Source organism: uncultured Clostridium sp., assembly GCF_963527835.1.
Classification (GTDB): domain Bacteria; phylum Bacillota; class Clostridia; order Clostridiales; family Clostridiaceae; genus Clostridium.
Map to the genome: position 1 here is coordinate 22,587 of NZ_CAURTC010000020.1, position 21,593 is coordinate 44,179.

General features: G+C 27.8%; 19 protein-coding genes and 1 pseudogene. 18 read left to right on the forward strand and 2 right to left on the reverse strand.

Features of this window, described 5'->3' with window-relative positions; all coding sequences use genetic code 11:
• The first annotated feature begins 3 nt into the window (after positions 1–3).
• The 3 genes from RYM86_RS10690 to RYM86_RS10700 are packed head-to-tail and all read left to right on the forward strand — an operon-like array spanning position 4 to position 3,049.
• The gene (locus tag RYM86_RS10690; protein ID WP_315080365.1) at positions 4–1,167 is read left to right on the forward strand and encodes a glycosyltransferase; all 1,164 of its coding nucleotides are present in this window, start codon (positions 4–6) and stop codon (positions 1,165–1,167) included.
• On the forward strand, positions 1,148–2,386 hold the full coding sequence (locus RYM86_RS10695; RefSeq protein ID WP_315080367.1) for an O-antigen ligase family protein: 1,239 nt from the start codon (positions 1,148–1,150) through the stop codon (positions 2,384–2,386). The genes RYM86_RS10690 and RYM86_RS10695 overlap by 20 nt, the downstream gene beginning before the upstream one ends.
• 12 nt (positions 2,387–2,398) lie before the next feature.
• Positions 2,399–3,049 carry a cyclodeaminase/cyclohydrolase family protein gene (locus RYM86_RS10700; RefSeq protein WP_315080369.1) on the forward strand — a complete coding sequence of 217 codons (651 nt, stop codon included), beginning with the start codon at positions 2,399–2,401 and terminating at the stop codon, positions 3,047–3,049.
• Between the two features lie 381 nt (positions 3,050–3,430).
• On the opposite strand, the gene pdaA is transcribed toward RYM86_RS10700, so the two are convergent.
• On the reverse strand, positions 3,431–4,177 hold the full coding sequence (gene pdaA / locus RYM86_RS10705; RefSeq protein ID WP_315080451.1) for a delta-lactam-biosynthetic de-N-acetylase: 747 nt from the start codon (positions 4,175–4,177) through the stop codon (positions 3,431–3,433).
• Positions 4,178–4,727: 550 nt separating this feature from the next.
• Between pdaA and ychF the strand changes: the two genes are divergently transcribed.
• The 3 genes from ychF to RYM86_RS10720 all read left to right on the forward strand — a co-directional run bounded on the left by ychF (position 4,728) and on the right by RYM86_RS10720 (position 8,277).
• On the forward strand, positions 4,728–5,825 hold the full coding sequence (gene ychF / locus RYM86_RS10710) for a redox-regulated ATPase YchF (RefSeq protein WP_315080371.1): 1,098 nt from the start codon (positions 4,728–4,730) through the stop codon (positions 5,823–5,825).
• Between the two features lie 151 nt (positions 5,826–5,976).
• Positions 5,977–6,813, forward strand: coding sequence for a TerC/Alx family metal homeostasis membrane protein (locus tag RYM86_RS10715; RefSeq protein ID WP_315080373.1), 837 nt, complete (start codon positions 5,977–5,979; stop codon positions 6,811–6,813).
• A gap of 126 nt (positions 6,814–6,939) precedes the next feature.
• Positions 6,940–8,277 carry an FAD-dependent oxidoreductase gene (locus RYM86_RS10720; protein ID WP_315080375.1) on the forward strand — a complete coding sequence of 446 codons (1,338 nt, stop codon included), beginning with the start codon at positions 6,940–6,942 and terminating at the stop codon, positions 8,275–8,277.
• 275 nt (positions 8,278–8,552) lie between these two features.
• Here RYM86_RS10720 and RYM86_RS10725 read toward each other — a convergent pair.
• A pseudogene (locus tag RYM86_RS10725) lies at positions 8,553–9,011 on the reverse strand (AzlC family ABC transporter permease); the annotation flags it as partial.
• A 194-nt stretch (positions 9,012–9,205) separates the two neighbouring features.
• Here RYM86_RS10725 and RYM86_RS10730 point away from each other — a divergent pair.
• The 12 genes from RYM86_RS10730 (at position 9,206) to RYM86_RS10785 (ending at position 21,592) form a co-directional block, all read left to right on the forward strand.
• Complete coding sequence (locus RYM86_RS10730) at positions 9,206–9,487, forward strand: hypothetical protein (RefSeq protein ID WP_315080376.1); 282 nt, start codon at positions 9,206–9,208, stop codon at positions 9,485–9,487.
• Between the two features lie 169 nt (positions 9,488–9,656).
• On the forward strand, positions 9,657–10,085 hold the full coding sequence (gene mraZ, locus RYM86_RS10735) for a division/cell wall cluster transcriptional repressor MraZ (protein WP_315080377.1): 429 nt from the start codon (positions 9,657–9,659) through the stop codon (positions 10,083–10,085).
• 12 nt (positions 10,086–10,097) lie between these two features.
• Positions 10,098–11,030, forward strand: a complete 933-nt coding sequence (gene rsmH / locus RYM86_RS10740) for a 16S rRNA (cytosine(1402)-N(4))-methyltransferase RsmH (protein ID WP_315080379.1) — start codon at positions 10,098–10,100, stop codon at positions 11,028–11,030.
• Positions 11,031–11,067: 37 nt separating this feature from the next.
• Positions 11,068–11,580: a cell division protein FtsL gene (locus tag RYM86_RS10745; protein WP_315080380.1), complete on the forward strand. Its 513-nt coding sequence runs from the start codon at positions 11,068–11,070 to the stop codon at positions 11,578–11,580.
• Positions 11,581–11,746: 166 nt separating this feature from the next.
• The gene (locus tag RYM86_RS10750; RefSeq protein WP_315080381.1) at positions 11,747–14,005 is read left to right on the forward strand and encodes a stage V sporulation protein D; all 2,259 of its coding nucleotides are present in this window, start codon (positions 11,747–11,749) and stop codon (positions 14,003–14,005) included.
• Between the two features lie 124 nt (positions 14,006–14,129).
• On the forward strand, positions 14,130–15,584 hold the full coding sequence (locus RYM86_RS10755) for a UDP-N-acetylmuramoyl-L-alanyl-D-glutamate--2,6-diaminopimelate ligase (protein ID WP_315080382.1): 1,455 nt from the start codon (positions 14,130–14,132) through the stop codon (positions 15,582–15,584).
• A gap of 18 nt (positions 15,585–15,602) precedes the next feature.
• Positions 15,603–16,964: a UDP-N-acetylmuramoyl-tripeptide--D-alanyl-D-alanine ligase gene (murF, locus tag RYM86_RS10760; RefSeq protein ID WP_315080384.1), complete on the forward strand. Its 1,362-nt coding sequence runs from the start codon at positions 15,603–15,605 to the stop codon at positions 16,962–16,964.
• A 40-nt stretch (positions 16,965–17,004) separates the two neighbouring features.
• Positions 17,005–17,979 (forward strand): phospho-N-acetylmuramoyl-pentapeptide-transferase, encoded by a 975-nt coding sequence (gene mraY / locus RYM86_RS10765; RefSeq protein WP_315080386.1) that lies wholly within the window; start codon positions 17,005–17,007, stop codon positions 17,977–17,979.
• A gap of 142 nt (positions 17,980–18,121) precedes the next feature.
• The gene (gene spoVE, locus RYM86_RS10770; RefSeq protein WP_315080388.1) at positions 18,122–19,246 is read left to right on the forward strand and encodes a stage V sporulation protein E; all 1,125 of its coding nucleotides are present in this window, start codon (positions 18,122–18,124) and stop codon (positions 19,244–19,246) included.
• Positions 19,247–19,823: 577 nt separating this feature from the next.
• Positions 19,824–20,489, forward strand: coding sequence for an FtsQ-type POTRA domain-containing protein (locus RYM86_RS10775; RefSeq protein WP_315080452.1), 666 nt, complete (start codon positions 19,824–19,826; stop codon positions 20,487–20,489).
• Between the two features lie 15 nt (positions 20,490–20,504).
• Positions 20,505–21,233: a DUF881 domain-containing protein gene (locus tag RYM86_RS10780; protein WP_315080389.1), complete on the forward strand. Its 729-nt coding sequence runs from the start codon at positions 20,505–20,507 to the stop codon at positions 21,231–21,233.
• Between the two features lie 20 nt (positions 21,234–21,253).
• The gene (locus tag RYM86_RS10785) at positions 21,254–21,592 is read left to right on the forward strand and encodes a small basic family protein (protein ID WP_003371191.1); all 339 of its coding nucleotides are present in this window, start codon (positions 21,254–21,256) and stop codon (positions 21,590–21,592) included.
• The last annotated feature ends 1 nt before the right edge of the window (position 21,593 follow it).

Below are 21,593 nucleotides of genomic sequence, written 5' to 3' on the forward strand. Positions count from 1 at the left end.
ATAATGCATATTATGGTAATACCATCGTGGTATTCATCACCGAGAAATAAGGTTCATGGTAGCTTTTTCAAAGAACAATTTAAAGCTTTAGCAAGTAGTGGTGAAAAAATTACAGTGGCGTATAATGAAATTTGGCCACTTACGTTAATTGGTAAAACAAAGGAAAAAAGAAAAATTAATTTCAGTATTGAAGAGAATCTTAGAACTTATAGATATAAAGATTTTAATTATTTTCCTAAAAATCCACTGATGTTTAAAAGTTTTAATAAGAGAATGGATAAATTATATAAAGAAATAGTTAAAAAAGAAGGAAAAGTTGATATAATACATGCTCATTCTGCAATGTGGGGTGGAATTTCTGCAGCTTATATAAGTGAAAAATATAATATACCATTAGTTATAACAGAGCATTCATCATTAAAGTATGCAAAATATTTAAAAGATAGCTATAGAAAACATATTTATAAAGTCTATGAAAGTTGTGACTCATTAATAGCAGTAGGTAATGGTTTAAAAAAGGAACTTAACGCATATGTAAATAGAGATATAGAGGTTATTCATAATATGGTTGATTTATCTTTATTTAATACGGAAGCAAATTATCATAAAGAAATAACAAGTAATAAGGCTACATTTTTTTCATGTGCTTTTCTTGAAGAGGGAAAAGGAATAGAATTATTAATAAAATGTTTTAAAGAAGCATTTATTAATGAGAGCGTTGTCCTTAAAATAGGGGGAGACGGCTCTCTAAAAGCTTCACTAGAAGAATTTGTTAAAAGTATAGGTATGAAAAAACAGATATTTTTTTTAGGTGCTTTATCGAGGCAAGAAGTCGCTAATGAAATGAAAAATTGTGATGTTTTTGCATTACCATCAGAACATGAAACTTTTGGCATTGTTTATATAGAGGCGTTAGCTTGTGGCAAGCCTGTTATTGGTGCTAAAAATGGTGGAGCTGAAGATATAATAACTGAAGAAAATGGAATTATTATTGAAAAAAATAATGAGGAACAATTAATAGAGGCTTTGAAATATATGAAAGATAATTATAAAAATTATGATGAAGATAATATTAGAAATATGACAATTAAAAGCTATTCTGAAGATTTGTTAGTGAAGAATTTGAAGGGAGTGTATAAAAGAGTAAATGAAAGAGGTATTAAATAAAATTTACAATTTTGTAGATAACAGATTGTATTTTAGATTACTATATATATTAGTTAGCTTAGGATTTGCAACTATTTTTTTTTATGTCCCAGCAATAAAGAAATTAAATACTATTGTTTTAGCTTGGGGTATTTTACTAATATTAATTATGATGTTTAAAGATTATAAAACAAGGAAGGTATACAAGTTTGATATTCCAATAATTTTATTTATAATTTTTACTTTAGCACTTAACATATTTGCTTATAGGACTACGGAAAACATCAAAAAATGGATAGTTAATTTAATGATATTTACATCGTTATATACGATAGATGTATTTAAAAGCAAAAGACAAAATATAAAAGAAATGAGGATTATATCATATTTTTATATTGCTTTAATGTTACCACTGTCAATAGTATCATTATATGTTGACTATAAGAAGATAACTATACAGGCAACTGATATGGTATTTGGAACAGGTCGATCATTTGGAATCTTTGTAAATCAAAATGCTTTATCTATAGCAGCAGGATTAGCACTTGTATTAAGTATTTATTTAATGTTAAAAAATAATAGTAGTAAGATGAAAATATTATTATTTTTAAATATTATTATACAAGGAATTACAATGGTGAAAGCAAATGGAAGAAGTTCATATTTGCTTATAATTGCTGTAATATACTTATTTATATTTGTGTATTTAAAAAATAAATATTTAAGAATAGCATTATTAATAATTCCGTTTTTATGTTCAAGTGTATTGTTAACTTTTAATGATGATAGATTACATGGGTTTACAAGTGGAAGAAATATTTTATGGAAATCAGCTGGTTTTGTTATAAAAGACAATCCGATGATTGGAGTAGGAAATTCAGATTTAATAGAAGCAGTAAGAAATGCTAGAGTAGTTGAATATTTACCAGGAATAGAATATGGTGGACTTCATAATGTTTATCTTGAAATTGCAGCTACAAATGGGATTGTTTCATTAGCATTAATGTTGGTATTTTTAATAAGCATCATGGTATTTATAATAAAATATTTAGATAAATTAAGAGGAAAAGAAAAACTTCAAATGACTACAATAGCATCTATGCTACTTGGAATATTAGGAGTTAATGCATTTGAAAGTAATTTAGTTTATATAATAAGTTTTATATCCATTATGTTTTGGATATATCTTGGGTATACAATATCTATATTAGATAATAGAAATATAAGCAATAATAACTAGGGGGATTTTTAAATGGAATTTTATAAACAAACAATAAAAGAATTTATTGGGGATGTAGAAAGTGATAAGGCATCACCAGGTGGTGGAAGTGTAGCAGGATTATTAGGGGCATTATCAGGGGCATTGAACTCAATGGTATATTCTTTAACTGTGGGCAAGAAAAAGTACCAAGAATTAGATGAAGAAACTAAAGCTATGATAGATAACTTTAGAGAACAATCTAAAGAATTTACATATAGAAGCTTAGAATTAATGGAAGAAGATCGAAATGGATTCTTGAAGTTAATGGAATGTTATAAACTTCCTAAAGATACAGAAGAAGAAAAATGTAATAGAAATAATGCTATAAAAGAAGGCGCAAAAGAGGCTATGATGCCACCACTAAAATTAGCTAGGGAGTCATTTGCATTTTATAAAAACTTAGATGTTATGAGCAAATATGGTAACAAAATGCTTTTATCAGACCTAGGTATGTCAGCAGTATTATTACACTGCACTATAGAAAGTGCAATAATGAATGTTAAAGTTAACTTAAATGGCTTAAGAGATGATAAAATATTCTTTAATGAAATAAAAGAGGAATTAGACACTTTACTTAATAAATCTAGAGATAAAAAAGAAATAATCGTAACTGAAGTAAACTCAGTTATATTTCAAGAATAATAATTTGCAATTAAATCTATGTTTATATATGCAATAGGCAAAATGGCATTGTAATTGGATTTTGAAAATAGTTAAGTGAGAGTCGGAATTTTCATATTTCGTTCCTCGAACTTACTCAGCGACTAAATAGGAGTCGAGTTTCATTTTTAATTTACATTTATTGCTTGCCTCAATTTTATATTGGGAACAAGCTGAAATGGGACTATACTTGTTTTTAGTATTCCTAAGTTCAATTACTCAGTCCACTTTGCTTATGCATATCTTAACATAGATTTAAATTATAGTCTTAAATAGAAAAGGGACTATACATAATGAATAAAAATTATGCATAGTCCCTTTTTATATATTTAAAAGCATTGTTTAAGAATAGACTAAATATCTTTATTCTGTTGGAAGTTCATTTAAGGATTTAAATTCATATCCATCATCTTGTAATTTTTTTATAACAGTATCTAATATTTTTGCATTGGTATCAGATACTGCATGAAGAAGCATTATACATCCAGGATGAGCACCTTTAGTTATTTTATCTATTGCAAAGCTTTCAGCAGGCTGATTTTTCACCAACCAATCTTTATAAGCAAAACTCCAAAATACGGACTTATATCCTAAGTCTTTTGTCATTTTTAAAGAATCTTTTGAATATTTACCCATTGGTGGTCTAAAATATTTTGGCATATCTTTTCCTACAACCTTTTTATAAGCTTCTTCTACATCAGTAAATTCGGCTTCAAATTTAGCTTTATCATGAATTGATGCCATTGAAGGATGATGTGATGAATGATTACATACTAAATGTCCTTCATCAACCATTCTTTTAATTAAATCGGGCTCAGTATCAATATAAGGTTTAACAACAAAAAAGGCAGCAGGTACATTTAATTTTTTTAATGTATCTAATATTTTACCTGTATTACCATTTTCATATCCTTCATCAAAAGTAAGATATATTACTTTTTTAGATGTATCTCCAAGATAACAAGCATCATTTTCTTTTAGGAAATCTACAGATTCTTTTGGTCCTTCAGCTACATTATCCTTACCTTTACCAACATAATACCAATTTAGCTCTCCTTGATCTGAAAATAATGAAAATATATCTTTAACTTTACTTTCCTCAAATTCTATAAATTCTTCTTGCTCATTTTCTTTTGATTTCTTAGATCTTGCATTAATAGGTAATGCAAGAGAATTTATTGTTAATACTGAAACTAATAAAGCTAAAATTGATCTTTTATAATATTTTTTCAATTTGTCACCCTCTATCTTAAAACTATTTATTTTGACTATATTTTAAAAGTGTGCTGATATTGTAGTATAAAGCTAGCAGACAGAATTTAAAAATTCAATTAAGCCATTATACGAAAATATCAACATTGGCTTAAAATATATCTATTTTATATAACGTTTTCTAAATATTATATAGAATAATAAATTTCTACAGATTTAGAATATGTTCATATTAAATATTCTTTGTATTTTATCAAATTATTAATCATGGTAATTTCTATTAAATATAGATTTTTATTTAAGTAACTATTTATTTTAGGCATGTTGAACCAAAATCCTCTGTCTACAAGCCCCATACTACAATATCAAACATATTTAGTTGAAATGAAAAGCGTTCTAGAGTATAATTTTTAAAGGTGTATTAAATGTTAGAAAGGACTGTACATAAATGAAGTTAGGAATTGTAGGATTGCCGAATGTAGGTAAAAGTACATTATTTAATGCGATAACAAAAGCTGGCGCAGAATCAGCTAATTACCCATTCTGTACGATTGAACCAAATGTTGGAGTAGTTAGTGTTCCAGATAAGAGATTAGATGTTTTAGAAAAAATGTATAATACAAAGAAAAAAGTATATACAGCCATAGAATTCTATGATATAGCAGGACTAGTTAAAGGAGCTTCAAAAGGTGAAGGTTTAGGAAATAAATTTTTAGCCAACATTAGAGAAGTTGAATCAATAGTTCACGTTGTAAGATGTTTTGATGATGAAAATGTTGTTCACGTTGAAGGTACTGTTAATCCAATAAGAGATATTGAAACTATAAACTTAGAATTAATTTTTTCAGATTTAGAAGTTTTAGAAAGAAGAATGGAAAAAGGTATAAAACTTGCAAGATCTGGTGATAAAACGGCTAAGTTTGAATATGAAATTATGGAAAAAATTAAAGAACAATTAGAATCTAATAAACCAGCAAGAACTTTAGAATTTACAGATGAAGAGCAAGCTTTTGTAAAAGGATTATTCTTAATTACTTCAAAGCCTGTTTTATATGCTTGTAATATTTCTGAAGATGATGTTATGGAAGGAAACTTCGAAAATAAATATGTAAAAACAGTAAAAGAATATGCAGCATCTGAAAATTCAGAAGTAATAGTTGTAAGTGCTAAGATAGAAGAAGAAGTATCTGGTTTAGAAGAAGATGAAAAAAATGAAATGCTAAGAGAATATGGTTTGGAAGAATCTGGTCTTGATAAGTTAATTCAAGCAAGTTATAAATTATTAGGACTTATGAGTTTCTTAACAGCTGGAGTTCAAGAAGTTAGAGCTTGGACTATAAAAAGAGGAACTAAAGCACCTCAAGCTGCTAGTAAAATTCATACTGATATTGAAAGAGGATTTATTAGAGCGGAAGTTGTTGGATATAATGATTTAGTTGAGTGTGGATCAGAAGCAGCAGCTAAAGAAAAAGGTAAGTTCAGACTTGAAGGAAAAGATTACATAATGGAAGACGGAGATGTAGTTAACTTCAGATTTAACGTATAACATAATTTTTTATACTAAAAGGAACCTTTGAGTGAAGGTTCCTTTTTTTCTTTAGAAAATTATATTTTAAAATTAAACTTTTATTATGTAAGGATATATTTAAAATAAAAATAATATATATACTTTAAGAATGTTTATAAGGAGTTATTTTATGGAAACAAAAAAATCATTACGTAATTTGAGCTTTTGGATAATTTTATCTATATTATTTAATCTATTTATTTTTCATTTTAAGGGTGAAAGTGCTGCAATTGAATATTTTGGAGGCTACATAATAGAAATGTCTTTAAGTTTAGATAATTTATTTTTATTCTTAATGATATTTTCAAGCTTTGGAATAAGAGAAGAGTATCAAGAAAGAGTATTATTATATGGAGTTGTTGGAGCTATGATACTACGTCTTATATTTATTTTACTTGGCGTTACTATAGTAAATAAGTTCCACTGGATTCTTTATGTTTTTGGAGTGGTTTTGCTATTTAGTGGATTTAAAATGTTGTTTTGCAAAGATGACAATATAGAATTTCATGATAATTTTACTGTTAAATTATTAAGGAAAATTATACCGGTGAGTAATACAATGAATGGTAATAAGTTCTTTGAAAGAAAAAATAAAACTCTTTATGCAACTCCATTGTTCGTTGTTTTATTAGTAATAGAATTTTCAGATGTAATATTTGCTTTGGATTCAATACCAGCAATATTCTCAATAACAACAGATACCTTTATAGTATATACGTCTAATATATTTGCAATACTTGGATTAAGAAGTATGTATTATGTGCTAGCTAAAATGAATAGTATATTTAGATTTATGAAATACGGAGTTGGATTTATATTAATGTTTACTGGAGTAAAGCTTATAATAATTCATTTTGGAATTGAAATCTCAGTATTAAATTCAGTATTAATAATCATGATTATATTACTTACAAGCATTTTATTTTCATTATTATTTGATAGTAATAAAAAAGAGAAAAGATGCTAATATTAAAAATAAAAATAAAAAATTTTACTAATAGTATTTAACTTTTATCACATAAGGAGTATTATGTATTAGAAGATAATAATTATTTATTAATACATAATATTCAAAATGGGGAGAGATATAATTATGAAGATTGTTGTAATAGGATGTACTCATGCAGGAACAGCTACTATTGTTAATTTGAAGGAACGTTATCCAGAAAGTGAAATAACAGTTTATGAAAGAAATGATAACATATCATTTTTATCATGTGGTATTGCCTTAAGTGTAGGTGGTGTCGTTACAGAAACAGAAAAACTTTTTTATAATTCACCAGAAAATTTAGCATCTCTTGGGATTAAAACTAATATGAAGCACGACGTTTTAGATATAGATTTTAACAATAAAAAAGTTAAAGTTAAAAATTTAGATACAGAAGAAATTCTTGAAGATAATTATGATAAGTTAGTTCTTACCTTAGGATCTTGGCCGATAGTACCTAAATTTGAAGGTGGAGAATTAGAGAATATTATTTTATGTAAAAATTATAATCATGCAAAAGTTATTGAAGCAAAATGTAAGGATGCAAAAAATGTAGTTATAATTGGAGCAGGATATATTGGTGTTGAACTTGCAGAAGCTTTTCAAATAAAAAATAAAAGTGTTACTTTAATTGATGCAGAAAAAAGAATAATGGCTAAATATTTAGATGAAGAATTTACTAACATAGCAGAAACAGAATTTAAAAATCATAATGTAAATCTAGTTTTAGGTGAAAAGGTAAAATGTTTTAAAGGTGAAAATGGTAAAGTAACACATGTAGTAACTGATAACGGAACTTATGAAGGTGATTTAGTTATCTTATGTATAGGATTTGCACCTAGCACTTCATTAGTGAAAGGAAAATTAGAGACACTACCTAATGGTGCAATTATAATAGATGAATATATGAGAACAAGCAAAGAAGATGTTTTTGCGGCTGGAGATTGTTGTGTAGTAAAATATAATCCAGCAGGTGATACAAGATATATTCCACTTGCAACAAATGCTGTTAGAATGGGAACTTTAGTTGCAATGAATATAGAAAAGCCAAAATTAAAGTATATGGGTACTCAAGGTACATCAGGTATTAAGATATATGAAAAGTGTATAGCTTCAACTGGACTTACAGAAGAAGTTGCAAAAAGTACAACTTCATTTAATGTAGAATCAGTAGTGGTTAAAGATAATTATAGACCAGAATTTATGCCAACTTTTGAAGAAGCATCATTAAAATTAGTTTTTGATAAAGAAACAAGAAGAGCTCTTGGTGGTCAAATAATATCTAATTTAGATTTAACACAATTTATGAATACACTTTCAGTAGTTATTCAAAATAATATGACTGTTGAAGAACTTGCAATGACAGATTTCTTCTTCCAACCACATTTTAATAAACCTTGGAGTTTATTAAATATAGCAGCTTTAGAAGCTATAAAAAAATAATTTTAAAAAGTATAGGCAATATTGAAAAATATTTCTTATACTTTTTTTCATATATACCAAGTATAGATTTTTTTAAGCTTGAAAAGTTGATAAAGCTTAAGTTAAAGATAACTATCATCTTTCAACTTTTAATTAGTAAAGTGTGGTGCAACTACTTTACGTTTCTATACAAAGACATTTAAACAATAAATAACTAACACTGAAGAAACTGCAACAATAAGCAAATCTTTTCCAAAGTATGCTAAAACTATAGCAGCTAAAGTTCCGAGTGTTCAACCTAAATAGGGAAGAGTCATTAATCCTAACATAAATTCAGACGTTAATTCATCTTTTTCAAGTGATGCGAGTGTAAATGTTTCATCTGTGATACCAAAGGATATTATAAAACGTTTAAACAAAGGTATTTTATCTTGCATTTTTTGAGATAAAGATAATGACATAAGCATATATCTAATATTTATAACAAAGATAGTTAAAACTATTTCTAAATAAGAAGCAGAAATAAAGATTAGATTAATACCAGCGAATTGACTAGCTGATGTTAAATTAGTCATTGATATTAATAATGCAATCCAAGAACTAAGACCTCCACGTACAGCCATCATTCCAAAGGTGATAGAAACAGATATATATCCAAGTGAAATTGGTATGCCTTTCTTTAAACCGTATTTATAATCATCTAGATTATAAATTTTTCTTGTATTTATAGTTTTTAATTCAATATTTTCTTTCAAGAATAAGCCCCCACAAAAATAAGTGAAAATTTTTATAAATAAAATTATATCAAAAATATATTTGAAAATATATACATTAAAGTGACGGTACTATAAATTAAAATTTTATTTTAAAATTTTTTTATTTATTTAAGATACTTTTAACTAAATTTAAATAAGTATATATTAAGAACAATTAAATCAGGAGAAATTTTATGAATTTAGTATTAGTATTTTTAATTACAGCAATAATTGCTTGGAAAAGCATATATACAGTTAAGTTAATTGTAAAATTTACTATAGAAAAAAATGAAAAGGAAAAATATATTAATGTAGTTTTATTTAATGTATATATCATATATTTTTATTTTTTATACAAAGCTGCTACAAATTCATTAGAATCTCCAGTTGAAGGTCCGATTTGGTTAATATTAATTTTTATACTTCTTATATTTGGAAATTTGCTCTATGATTTTAAAAATGGAAGAAAAAGATAAAAATTTTATTATTTGTTTAAAAAATTTAATTAAATTTCAAAAAAACTAAGTATATGGAAGGAAATATAATATTTATATAGAATAAATATTATAAAGTGGTTTAAAGTGGTTTAAAGTGGATTGAAATAGAGCTTAAATTGCTGTAAATTATTAAGGTGAGGGTAAATTAATGTTTATTGGAGAATATCAACATTCACTAGATTCTAAAAATAGAATGATTGTTCCATCAAAACTAAGAGAAGACTTAGGAAATAAGTTTGTAATAACAAAAGGTCTTGATGGATGTATTTATGCTTATACAATTAAGGAATGGGGAATTTTGGAGAATAAGCTTAAAACCTTACCTTTGACAAATAAAGATGCAAGAGCATTTGTAAGATTCTTTTTTTCTGGTGCATGTATAGTAGATTTAGATAAGCAAGGAAGAGGATTAATTCCACAAAATTTAAAAGAATATGCAGGCATAGAAAAGGACATAGTAAGTATAGGGGTATTATCTAGAGTCGAGATTTGGAGCCGGGAAAAGTGGATTAATTACAACGAATCAGATATAGATTATGATCTGATTGCAGAAAAAATGAATAATTTAGGAATATAAGGAGTTTTTAATATGGAATTTAAACATATTTCAGTTTTACTAAATGAATGCTTAGATGCATTAGATATAAAGGATAATGGAATTTATGTTGACTGTACACTAGGTGGAGCAGGACATTCATCTCATATATTAGAGCGTTTATCAAAGGAAGGTTTATTAATAGGGATAGATCAAGATAGAGATGCCTTAAAAGCGGCAAAAGAAAGATTGAAAAGGTTTGAAAATGTAAAATATGTTCATAGTAACTTTTATGACATAGATAATATTCTTCAAAATTTAGATATACCCAAAGTAGATGGTATATTAATGGACCTTGGAGTATCTTCGTACCAATTAGATGAGGGCGCAAGAGGATTTAGTTATATGAAAGATGCTCCTTTAGATATGAGAATGAATAGAGATAATGATTTTTCAGCTTATGAAATTGTAAATGAATATAGTGAAGATGAGCTATATAAAATAATAAGAAATTATGGTGAAGAAAGATTTGCAAAAAGAATTTCTAACTGCATAGTAAATAGAAGAAGCGATAAGCCTATAGAGACTACTATGGAACTAGTTGACATAATTAAAGCAGCTATTCCAGCAAAAGCAAGAAGAGAGGGTCCACATCCAGCAAAAAGAACTTTTCAAGCTATAAGAATAGAAGTAAATTCAGAACTTAAAATACTTAACCAGACGATTGAGGATGGTGTAAATAGATTAAAGCCAGGTGGAAGAATGGCTATAATAACTTTCCATTCTTTAGAAGATAGAATAGTTAAGCTTAAATTTAGAGAACTTAATGATCCATGTACATGTCCAAGGGAATTTCCAATGTGTATTTGTGGCAAAAAACCTAGCGTTAAGTTAGTATCTAGAAAAGGAATAGAACCTACTAAAGAAGAGGTTGAAGAAAATCCAAGAAGTAGAAGTGCAAAACTTAGAATAATTGAGAAATTATAAAATTTAAATTTTATTATGTTATAAATTAAGCGGGGATGTGAATAAATTGGAAGGAAAAGAATATGATTATATTAAAGGTAGTACAGCAGTAAAACCATCGAGAAAAAGAATAGTAAGTAGACCAAAGAAAAGTAAACAAAATTTACGAAAAGTTAAAAAGAACAAGAATATTAAGATAAAAAATGAAAAAATAGAAGCAAGAAAAAGTACTCTTATAATATCTATATTGATAGTTTCATTAGGACTTATGACTATTTCAGGAGATGCCAAGGTTTATAATATGCAAAAGAATTTAGGGAAAATAGATAGTGAGATTAATAATGCTGAGGAAACAAATGAAGCATTAAGAGTTAAACTTTTAAAATTTGGATCTTTACAAAATATACAAGAAACTTCAGAAAAGCAGTTATCAATGACATTACCTACTAAAGATGACATAGTAAAAATAGACTTTTCTGAGAATTATTTTGCAAATTTAGAAACAAATAGTCCTACTAAAGTTAATCAAAAACAAAGTTTTATATCTAAATTTATAAGCAAATTCAGATAATAATTTTTGATTAATTTAAAATAAGTAGTAAAGTTTAAGAACTTAATAGCTTCATATTCTTAGATAAGTATTTTTTAGACTAAATTATAAGAGGATTTTTAATTACATTACAGTTTAAAAAAGAGACACTTAATCTAATAGAAATTATATGGAGGAGTTATAAGTAGTGAAAAAACTAAATTATAAAGATAGAGCAAAAATGCGCAAAAGAATGACTATAATTATTGCAGGATTAAGTTGTGTGTTTTTAGTGCTGAGCATTAGACTATCTTACATAATGATAGCTAAAAGGCAAGAATATGCAGCAAGAGCGGAAGAACAATGGACAAGCGAAGTAAAAATAGATGCAAGAAGAGGAAGAATATTAGACAGAAATGGCAAAGAATTAGCTGTATCTGCTAATGTATATAGAGTTGACTTTGATTTAAACTCTATAAGATCTTTTTTAAGGCAAGATTTAACTGAAAAAAGACGAGAAAAGCTTAGTAGTGTTGGAATTAATGTAAAACCAGGACAGGAAGCCTTAACAACTGCTGATATTGCTCCTGTTATTGCAAACGCTCTAGATTTAGATTCAGAAAAGGTAAAAGAAAAATTAGAAACTAAGCTCCCAAGTGGAGCAGATGCTGGTTCAGCAACGCTTATAAGAAGAATTGAAAAAGATGCTGCTGATAAAGTAAGGGATTTAAACATTAGTGGTGTTTTAGTATCACCAGATACCAAAAGATATTATCCAAATAATAACTTTTTATCACATGTTCTTGGAAGTACTAATGTTGATGGTCAAGGGTTAACTGGAGTAGAAGTACAATATAATAATTATTTGTCTGGAGTACCTGGAATGAAAATTTCAGAGTTAGATAGAAATAGTGGAGAACTACCGTATACAATATCACAATTCACACCTCCAGTAGATGGAAAAGATATAACTTTAACAATTGATGAGAATATTCAGTTCTTTGCTGAAAAGGCAGCTGAGCAAACATATGAAGATAACAAAGCTAAAGCAGTATCTATATTAGTTATGGATCCTAAAACTGGAGAAGTTTTAGCTATGGTTAATAAACCGGATTTTAACCCTAACGCTCCATATGAAGGCACAGAAGATTTTGAAGGTGCAAATGAATCAGAAAGATTACAAAAGATGTGGAGAAATAGAATTGTAAATGATACGTTTGAACCAGGATCTATTTTTAAGGTCGTAACAGCAATTACTGGATTAGAAGAAAATATTGTAAATGCAAATACAGATTTTACATGTGGTGGTGGTTTGCATTTTGGAAATAGATATATAAAGTGTTGGAGAACACAAGGTCATGGAGCTCAAAAATTTCCGGATATAATTCAAAATTCATGTAATGTTGGATTTATGAAGCTTGGAGAAATGATAGGAAAAGAAAAGTTATGTGAATATATTGAAAAGTTTGGATTTGGAAAGGTAAGTGGAATTGATTTACCAGGAGAAGCTAAAGGGATCGTTAAAAAGGTTGATAAAATCTCAGAAACAGATTTAGCAACTATAGCTTTTGGACAAACTAACACTGTAAATTCAGTTCAATATATGACAGCCTTTAATGCTGTTGCAAATGGTGGTCAATTAATACAACCACATGTTATGAAGGAAATTACTCATAGCGGTGATAATGGAGTGAAAATAGTTGATGAATCATTTAATCCTAAAATAACTGATGTAGCAACTAAGGAAAAAACAGCAGAACTTAGAAGTTATCTTGAAAGAGTTGTAACTGGAGGATCTGGAGCAGGAACATTTATGGAAGGATATCACATTGGAGGAAAAACAGGAACAGCTCAAAAAGTTAATCCTGAAAATGGTACTTATGGTGCTGGACAGTATATATCATCTTTTGTTGGTATGGCACCAGTAGATGATCCTAAGATAACTGTGATGGTAACAGTAGATGAGCCGAGTAATGGTGAATATTATGCAGGTCAAGTATGTACACCAGCAGCTAAAATGTTATTCTCTGATATATTTAATTATTTAGACAGTAAATTTTCAGATGAAAATTTAAGTCAAATATCTAGAGATGTTATTATTCCAGAAGTTAGAGGAATGAAGGTTGATGAAGCAAAGAAAGTGTTAAAAGAATCTAAGTTAAATTTTTCTATAGATGAATCAAGTGATACTGTTGTAGATATGAAGCCATATCCAGGATATGCAGTAAAGGAAGAATCTGAAATAAATCTTTACACAGGTAACAGTGGGTCTTATAATAAAAATGTTGTGATGCCTGATGTAAGAGGATATTCTAAAGATGATGCTAATCAATTATTAACTAGTATTGGAATAACACCTATCTTCCAAGGTGAAGGTATGGTAATAGAACAAAATGTTAATCCGGGAGAAGTTATAACGAAGGGCACATCGGTTAAATTAACTTTAAATTCAGATTATAAAGACTAATTAGAATACTTAAGTTAAATTTTTAGCATGTGGGTTTTGCTCACATGCTAAATTATTGTAAAATAATCTTTTATATAGTATTTAAATAACATAATAAGCATATTATTTAAGGAGATGGTTAAAAATGAACCTTAAAGATATTTTAAAGGGAATAGACTATAAGCTTGTACAAGGAAGCTTAGACAAGGAAATATCTTCAGTTAATTATGATAGTAGAAAGATTAATAAATCAGATATTTTTATCTGTATAAAGGGATATGCTACTGATGGTCATAAATATATCCAAAAGGCAATTGAAAATGGTGCCTCTGTTATTATAATGCAAGATGAGGTTGAAGTAGTAAACACAAATATATCTGTTATTAAAGTAAAGGATACTAGAAAAGCTCTAGCTCTTATAGGTATAAATTATTACGATAATCCAAGTAAAAAAATGAAAATTATTGGTATAACAGGTACTAATGGCAAAACAACAACTGCATTTATGATAAAATCAATTCTAGAATCCAATGGTAAAAAGGTAGGACTTATAGGAACTATAGCAAATTACATTGGAAATGAAAAACTTCATACGGAAAGAACTACACCTGAATCATTAGAATTACAAGAATTATTTAACAATATGGTTAATAAGGGTGTAGAATATTGCGTTATGGAAGTATCTTCTCATTCTCTTGAATTAGATAGAGTATATGGAGTTGATTTTGAGGTTGGAATTTTTACGAATTTAACAAGGGATCATTTAGATTTTCATAAGACTTTTGAAAATTACTATAATTCTAAATTTAAATTATTTAAGAGAAGCAATATAAGAATAATAAATAATGATGATGATTATGGTAAACAAGTAATAAAAGATTTAAATAAACTAAAAGCAAAAAATATATATGATTATTCTATAAAGGGAGACTCTAATTTTAAAGCATTTGACGAAAAAATGGGAAGCAAAAATATAAGCTTTAAAGTTAATTTAGAAAAAGATGAAGAATTTATATTATCAATACCAGGAGAGTATAATATATATAATGCTTTAGGTGCTATAGGAGCATGTTATAAGTTAAATATACCAATGGATGCTATAAAAAATGGAATTAATAAAGTTATAGTTCCAGGTAGATGCGAAAGAACAGCTACTAACTATAATTTACCTTATGACATAATAATAGATTATGCTCATACTCCAGATGGATTACAAAATATCTTAGAAACTGCAAGAGGATTTACGCAAGGAAGATTAATTGCAATCTTTGGATGTGGAGGGGATAGAGATAAGGTAAAACGTCCTCAAATGGGCAAAATAGGAACTGATATAGCAGATATAGCTATAGTAACTTCAGATAATCCAAGAAGCGAAGAGCCAATGGGAATAATAGAGGATATATTAGTAGGAATAGAAAAAGATAATTATGAAGTTATAGAAAATAGAAAAGATGCTATAAAAAAAGCAATGGATATAGCTAAAGAAAATGATGTAATAGTTATAGCAGGAAAAGGACACGAAACATATCAAATTTTAAAAGATAAAACAATACATTTTGATGAAAGAGAAGTTGTTAAACAAATATTAGATGATAAATAATAAGAGGTGAAATATATTATGGATTTAACTCTAAATGAAGTACTAAAAGCAATTGATGGTGAATTGCTAGTAAAAAATAATGAAGGAAACTTTGAAAAAATTTCAACTGATACAAGAAAAATTGATAAAAATAGTTTATTTATAGCATTAAAGGGTAATAATTTTAATGGAAATAATTATGTGGTTGAAGCAATAAAAGCTGGAGTAACTGTTGCAATAATAGATGAAGTGAATTTTAAATTAGAAGAGTTAAATGATAAAGGAACAGTTATTAAAGTAAATGATACAAAAACAGCATTAGGAGCTTTAGCAAAATACTATAGAGAAAAATTAGGAATAAAGGTGGTAGGTATAACAGGATCTACAGGCAAAACATCTACTAAAGATTTAGTAGCAGCTTTTTTAAGTGGGAAATATTCTATATTTAAGACAAAAGGAAATTTTAATAATGAAATAGGGTTACCACTTATGATTTTTGAATTAGATTCAAGTTATGATATTGCAGTTCTTGAAATGGGAACAAGTAACTTTGATGAAATTCATAGATTAACTAATATTGCAAGACCTGATATGGCTATAATTACTAATGTAGGAGTATCTCATATAGAATATTTGAAGACAAGAGAAAATATTCTTAAAGAAAAGTTTAGCATAACAGACTTTTTTAAAAAAAATAATACTTTAGTAATAAACTATGAAAATGATATGCTTCAAAAAGTGAATGAAGATCATGAATTTAAAATTGAAAAAATTGGATATAATAAAAAATATGATTTATATGCAGAAAACATAGAGTTAACTGAAGAAAGCACTTCTTTTGATGCAGTTAATAGTACTGGAGAGCGTCATAGATTTAAATTAAACATGGTGGGAGAACATAACATATTAAATGCGCTTTTAGGAATAAGAATATCAGAAAACTTTGGTATTACATTTGAAGAAATGGAATTGGGACTAAATAATTTTGAAGCTACTTCTATGAGATTAGAATTTATAAAGAAAAATAATTTTACAATAATAAATGACTGTTATAATGCTAGTCCAGATTCAATGAAATCGGCTTTAAGTGTTTTGAAAACATATAGTGGAAATAGAAAAATTGCTGTATTAGGAGATATGGGAGAGCTTGGAGATCATGCTAAGTCATCTCATGAAACGGTAGGTCAAGATGCAATAGGGAAAGCAGATATTGTTTTAACAACAGGTGAGTTTAAAGAAGATTATAAAAGTGGTTTTGGAAAAAATGCAGTGACTTTTAACTGTAAAGAGGAATTACAAAATTATCTATGTAATTTAATGAAAGATGGAGATGTTATTTTGGTTAAAGCATCAAGATCAGCAAAATTTGAAGATATAGTAAAAAATATAGAAGCTTTATAGTATAACAAAGGAGGTGAACTGCCTAAAAAGGCAGTATAAGATGGGGGATACAATAAAAGAATTATTAAATCCAACAGTTTTATCAGCATTATTAATGGGATTTGCATTTTCAATGGTTTTAGGACCAATATTTATACCTATGCTGCATAAATTAAAATTTGGTCAAAATATAAGAACAGATGGACCTAAAAGTCATCTGAAAAAGTCAGGGACTCCAACTATGGGAGGACTTATATTTTTTATTTCAGTAAGTGTAACAATGCTTATTATAGGATACAAACCAACTGATGAAGGTATGATAATATTATATTCATTGATTGCATTTGGTATAATAGGATTTTTAGATGATATGTTAAAAATAATCCATAAAGACAATTTAGGACTAAGAGCTTATCAAAAGATGATTTTATTATTACTATTTTCTATTGCGTTAGCTTATTATGGATATACTAATGTAGGAACAGACATTATAATTCCATTTATGAATTCTAAATTGAATTTAGGAATATTTTATATACCATTAGTAGTTGTATATTATGCAGCAACAACTAATGCAGTAAATCTTACAGATGGAATAGATGGCCTTGCGTCATCAGTAACAGTTATAGTTTTAACTTTCTTTGCAATAGTAGGTTTTAAAACAGGACATTATCAAGTTGGAGTATTCTCAATTGCTCTTGCAGGTGCTTTATTAGGATTTCTTAGATATAATGCCTTCCCAGCAAAAATATTTATGGGAGATACAGGCTCATTAGCACTTGGAGGTGCAATAGCAACAATAGCTTTAATACTAAAAATGCCATTATTCATAATAATAGTTGGTGGAATATATGTAATAGAAACATTATCTGTTATCATACAAGTTACATCTTTTAAGACGACAGGTAAAAGAGTATTTAAAATGGCTCCAATCCATCATCATTTTGAACAATGTGGATGGAGTGAAGTTAAATTAGTTACAGTCTTTTCAATAATAACATTAATACTATGCATTATAGGCTTTATTGCACTTTAATTAATTGAAAGTAAATAATTGAAAGATTATGTTTTAAATAAATGTTGGTATTATACTAAAACATCAACAATACATTAAAACAAAGCGTAATACGATAACATTATTTTAATTAACTTAGTAATTAAGTTTGGAGGATTTGTGTATGAGAGTTAGTAAACTCAAAAAAAAGAATATGGGTCAAATGGACTATGGGATATTCTATAGCGTAGTTTTGCTATTAGCAGTTGGAGTTGTTATGGTATACTCTGCAAGTTCTTATTATGCTATGTTTAAAAACAATGATAGTATGTACTTTTTAAAAAGGCAACTTGTTTGGGCTGTTTTAGGAATGATAGTTTTATGTACAACAATGTCAATTGATTATCATAAAATTAAAAGATATACATTATGGCTTATGATAGGGTGTATACCCCTATTGCTAGTTGTGTTTCTATTTCCAGGGGTAAATGGAGCTCAAAGATGGATTCAAATAGGTCCATTATCATTTCAACCATCTGAATTAGCTAAATATGTAGTGGTTTTATTTTTAGCTAAGTCCATAGAAATGAAAGGTGATGGAATAAAGAATTTTTCAACGGGTATTGTTCCATATTTATTTGTTTCAGGAATATATGCAGCTTTGGTATTAGCTGAGAAAAACTTAAGCATAGCATCTGTAATAATGATAGTTACATTTATTGTTCTTTTTTCAGCAGGAGGAAGAATAAAACACTTATTTGGCATAGTTGCGCCACTTATGGTAAGCGCAGCTGTTATATTTACTGTTGGAGAACCTTATAGAAGAGATAGAATGCTAAATTTTATAGATCCGTGGAAAGACCCAATGGGAAATGGATATCAGCTGATTCAATCTTTTTATGCACTAGGTGCTGGAGGCATTACGGGCCTTGGTTTAGGTCAATCAAGACAAAAGACATTATATATGCCTGAACCACATAATGATTTTATATTTGCGATAATAGGAGAAGAATTAGGTCTTATTGGTTGTTTATGCATAATAACACTTTTTATAGTCTTTATATGGAGAGGTATAAAAGTCGCTATGAGTGCAAAAGATACTTATGGAACTTTATTAGCAATCGGTATAACGTCTGTTATTGCAGTACAATCGTTAATAAACATTGCAGTTGTAACTGGTTCTATGCCTGTTACAGGGGTACCTTTGCCATTTATTAGTTATGGAGGGACATCTCTGGTAATAAATATGGCGGCTATGGGGATTCTTTTAAATATATCGCGTCAGACAGAAGGAAAAAAAGATATTTAAATTAGGCTATGTTTTAAAATTATGCGTTGACATATGCAATAGGTGAAGTGGTATTGTAATTAGACTTTGAGAATAGTTAAGTGAGAGTCGGAATTTTTATATTTCGTTCCTCGAACTTACTCAGCGACTAAAAGGAGTCGAGTTTCATTTTTAATTTACATTTACTGCTTATCCTAATTTTATATTGGGAGCAAGCTAAAATGGCACTATACTCATTTTTAGTATTCCTAAGTTCAATTGCTCAGTCCAGTTTACTTATGCATATATCAATACTTCCTAAAAACATATTCTTAAACAAAGATAAGAGTCATAATTTTTTAATAATTATGACTCTTATTTTATTAAATTTTTCTTATTATGTAAAATCCATTAAAAAGTTGATGAAAATATTCAAACAAAGTGGTATTATTATATAAGAAATTTATTGAAGAAAAATTTAATTTTAAGATAAATTTTAAATATATATTTAAGTAGAGAAATAGGGATGGGCATGGTAAAAAAAACGAATAAATATATTATGAAGTCTAAGCGTAAAAGAGTAATAAAAAAAATAATAATAACGCTTCTTTTTTTAATTATGGGAGTAATAATATTTGTTACTAAATCAAATGTTTTTATAGTAAAAAAGGTGGCAGTTACAGGTAATCCAATAATAACTGGTGAAGATGTAAAAGAGAGATGCGAAAAAGTACTTGGAGAAAATATCTTTTTTGTAAGCAAGTCTGATTTGACAAAGGAAGCTAAAAAAAATCCTTATGTTGAGTCTGTAACTGTAACAAAAAAATTCCCTAAACAAATAAATATAAATATAGTAGAAAAAGAAGGAATTTACTACATAGATGAGGGGAAAAATAAACTGATTTTAAGTAACAGATTAGTTTTGCTTGAAAGAACCGATGATTTAAGAGGAAGAAATTTAGTAGAAATAAAAGGAATTGAATATAAAGAAGGGGAAGTCGGAGAACGAGTTTTAGAGGATAATAGAATTAGTGAAATATTAACCACTTTTTATAATATAGTACGAAACAATCCAACTGAATATAATATAAGTTCCATAGATCTTCGTGATTTAACTAACATTAAAGTATATATAGGCGAAGTAGAAGGAAGACTAGGAAATGATGAAAATTTATTAGATAAAATGAATAAAATAATTCATATTGTATCAAGTCCAGAGGTAGCAATGAATAAAGGGTATATAGATGTTAGTTTTGGAGGTTCACCTGTATATTATCATGAATAGGAAAGGTAGGTAAAAATGAAAATATCTAAATCACAAATTTTTGTAGCACTGGTATGTGCACTTTTAGGCTTTTTATTAGCATACCAATTTAAGGTGTTATCTAATAAAAATGGTCCAACTGAAATAAGCAATTATGATAAAAATAATATTATTGCAGAATTAGAAAGCTTAAGAAAAGAAAAAGAAGAATTGCAAAAGTCAAATGGTGCAATATCAGAAGAACTTAAGGCACTAGAAGAATCAGCTTCTAAAGAAGGCGATTTAGGAAAAGAAATTAAAAATAAGTTAGACACTGCAAGAATGCATTTGGGTATAGTTGATGTTAAAGGACCAGGAGTAGTTATTACAATAACTCCTAAAACATCAATATTTGAATCTAATACTGGAGTAAGCGGAGTAAGTTTAGGGGAAGAAGAGCTTGTTCATATAGTAAATTTACTTTGGTATTCAGGAGCAGAAGCAATTTCTATAAATGATATACGAATAACACCACAAACAGGTATAAAAGTAGCGGGTAATGGCATATCTATAGGTTCATCAGGAAGAATATATCCTAATGATAAGATAACTATAAATGTTATTGGGGATAAAGGAAGATTAAATGTAGGAATATCATTTCCAGGATCTTTAGATTATGGAGCACTTCCTAATTATAATTGTGAAGTTAAACCAAGTGATGATATATTAATTTTAAAAACAACTCAATCTATAAAGAATGAGTTTATAAAAGCAGTTAAAGAATAGTATTATAAGGAGGAAGAAAGTTGATTGCAATAATTGGTCTATTGATAGGAGTCATATTAGGTTTTGTATTTGATGTTAATATTTCTGAAAGTTTTTCACCATATATGTCAGTTGCAATACTTGCATGTTTAGATTCAGTCTTTGGTGCAGTAAGAGCGAACTTATCTAAGAATTTTCAAACAGATATATTTATATCAGGATTTTTTGGTAATGCATTGCTTGCAGCAGGCTTGGCATATCTTGGAGATAAACTTGGAATTCCTATATACATAGCTGCAGTAATAGTATTTGGTGGAAGAATTTTTAATAATTTTGCTATAATAAGAAGACTCCTATTGGAAAAATTAAAATCGCGCTAAA

Coding starts and splice junctions, on each gene's coding strand:
- RYM86_RS10690 (WP_315080365.1), top strand. CDS start 4: ATGCATATTATGGTAATACCATCGTGGTATTCATCACCGAGAAATAAG.
- RYM86_RS10695 (WP_315080367.1), top strand. CDS start 1,148: ATGAAAGAGGTATTAAATAAAATTTACAATTTTGTAGATAACAGATTG.
- RYM86_RS10700 (WP_315080369.1), top strand. CDS start 2,399: ATGGAATTTTATAAACAAACAATAAAAGAATTTATTGGGGATGTAGAA.
- ychF (WP_315080371.1), top strand. CDS start 4,728: ATGAAGTTAGGAATTGTAGGATTGCCGAATGTAGGTAAAAGTACATTA.
- RYM86_RS10715 (WP_315080373.1), top strand. CDS start 5,977: ATGGAAACAAAAAAATCATTACGTAATTTGAGCTTTTGGATAATTTTA.
- RYM86_RS10720 (WP_315080375.1), top strand. CDS start 6,940: ATGAAGATTGTTGTAATAGGATGTACTCATGCAGGAACAGCTACTATT.
- RYM86_RS10730 (WP_315080376.1), top strand. CDS start 9,206: ATGAATTTAGTATTAGTATTTTTAATTACAGCAATAATTGCTTGGAAA.
- mraZ (WP_315080377.1), top strand. CDS start 9,657: ATGTTTATTGGAGAATATCAACATTCACTAGATTCTAAAAATAGAATG.
- rsmH (WP_315080379.1), top strand. CDS start 10,098: ATGGAATTTAAACATATTTCAGTTTTACTAAATGAATGCTTAGATGCA.
- RYM86_RS10755 (WP_315080382.1), top strand. CDS start 14,130: ATGAACCTTAAAGATATTTTAAAGGGAATAGACTATAAGCTTGTACAA.
- murF (WP_315080384.1), top strand. CDS start 15,603: ATGGATTTAACTCTAAATGAAGTACTAAAAGCAATTGATGGTGAATTG.
- mraY (WP_315080386.1), top strand. CDS start 17,005: ATGGGGGATACAATAAAAGAATTATTAAATCCAACAGTTTTATCAGCA.
- spoVE (WP_315080388.1), top strand. CDS start 18,122: ATGAGAGTTAGTAAACTCAAAAAAAAGAATATGGGTCAAATGGACTAT.
- RYM86_RS10775 (WP_315080452.1), top strand. CDS start 19,824: ATGGGAGTAATAATATTTGTTACTAAATCAAATGTTTTTATAGTAAAA.
- RYM86_RS10780 (WP_315080389.1), top strand. CDS start 20,505: ATGAAAATATCTAAATCACAAATTTTTGTAGCACTGGTATGTGCACTT.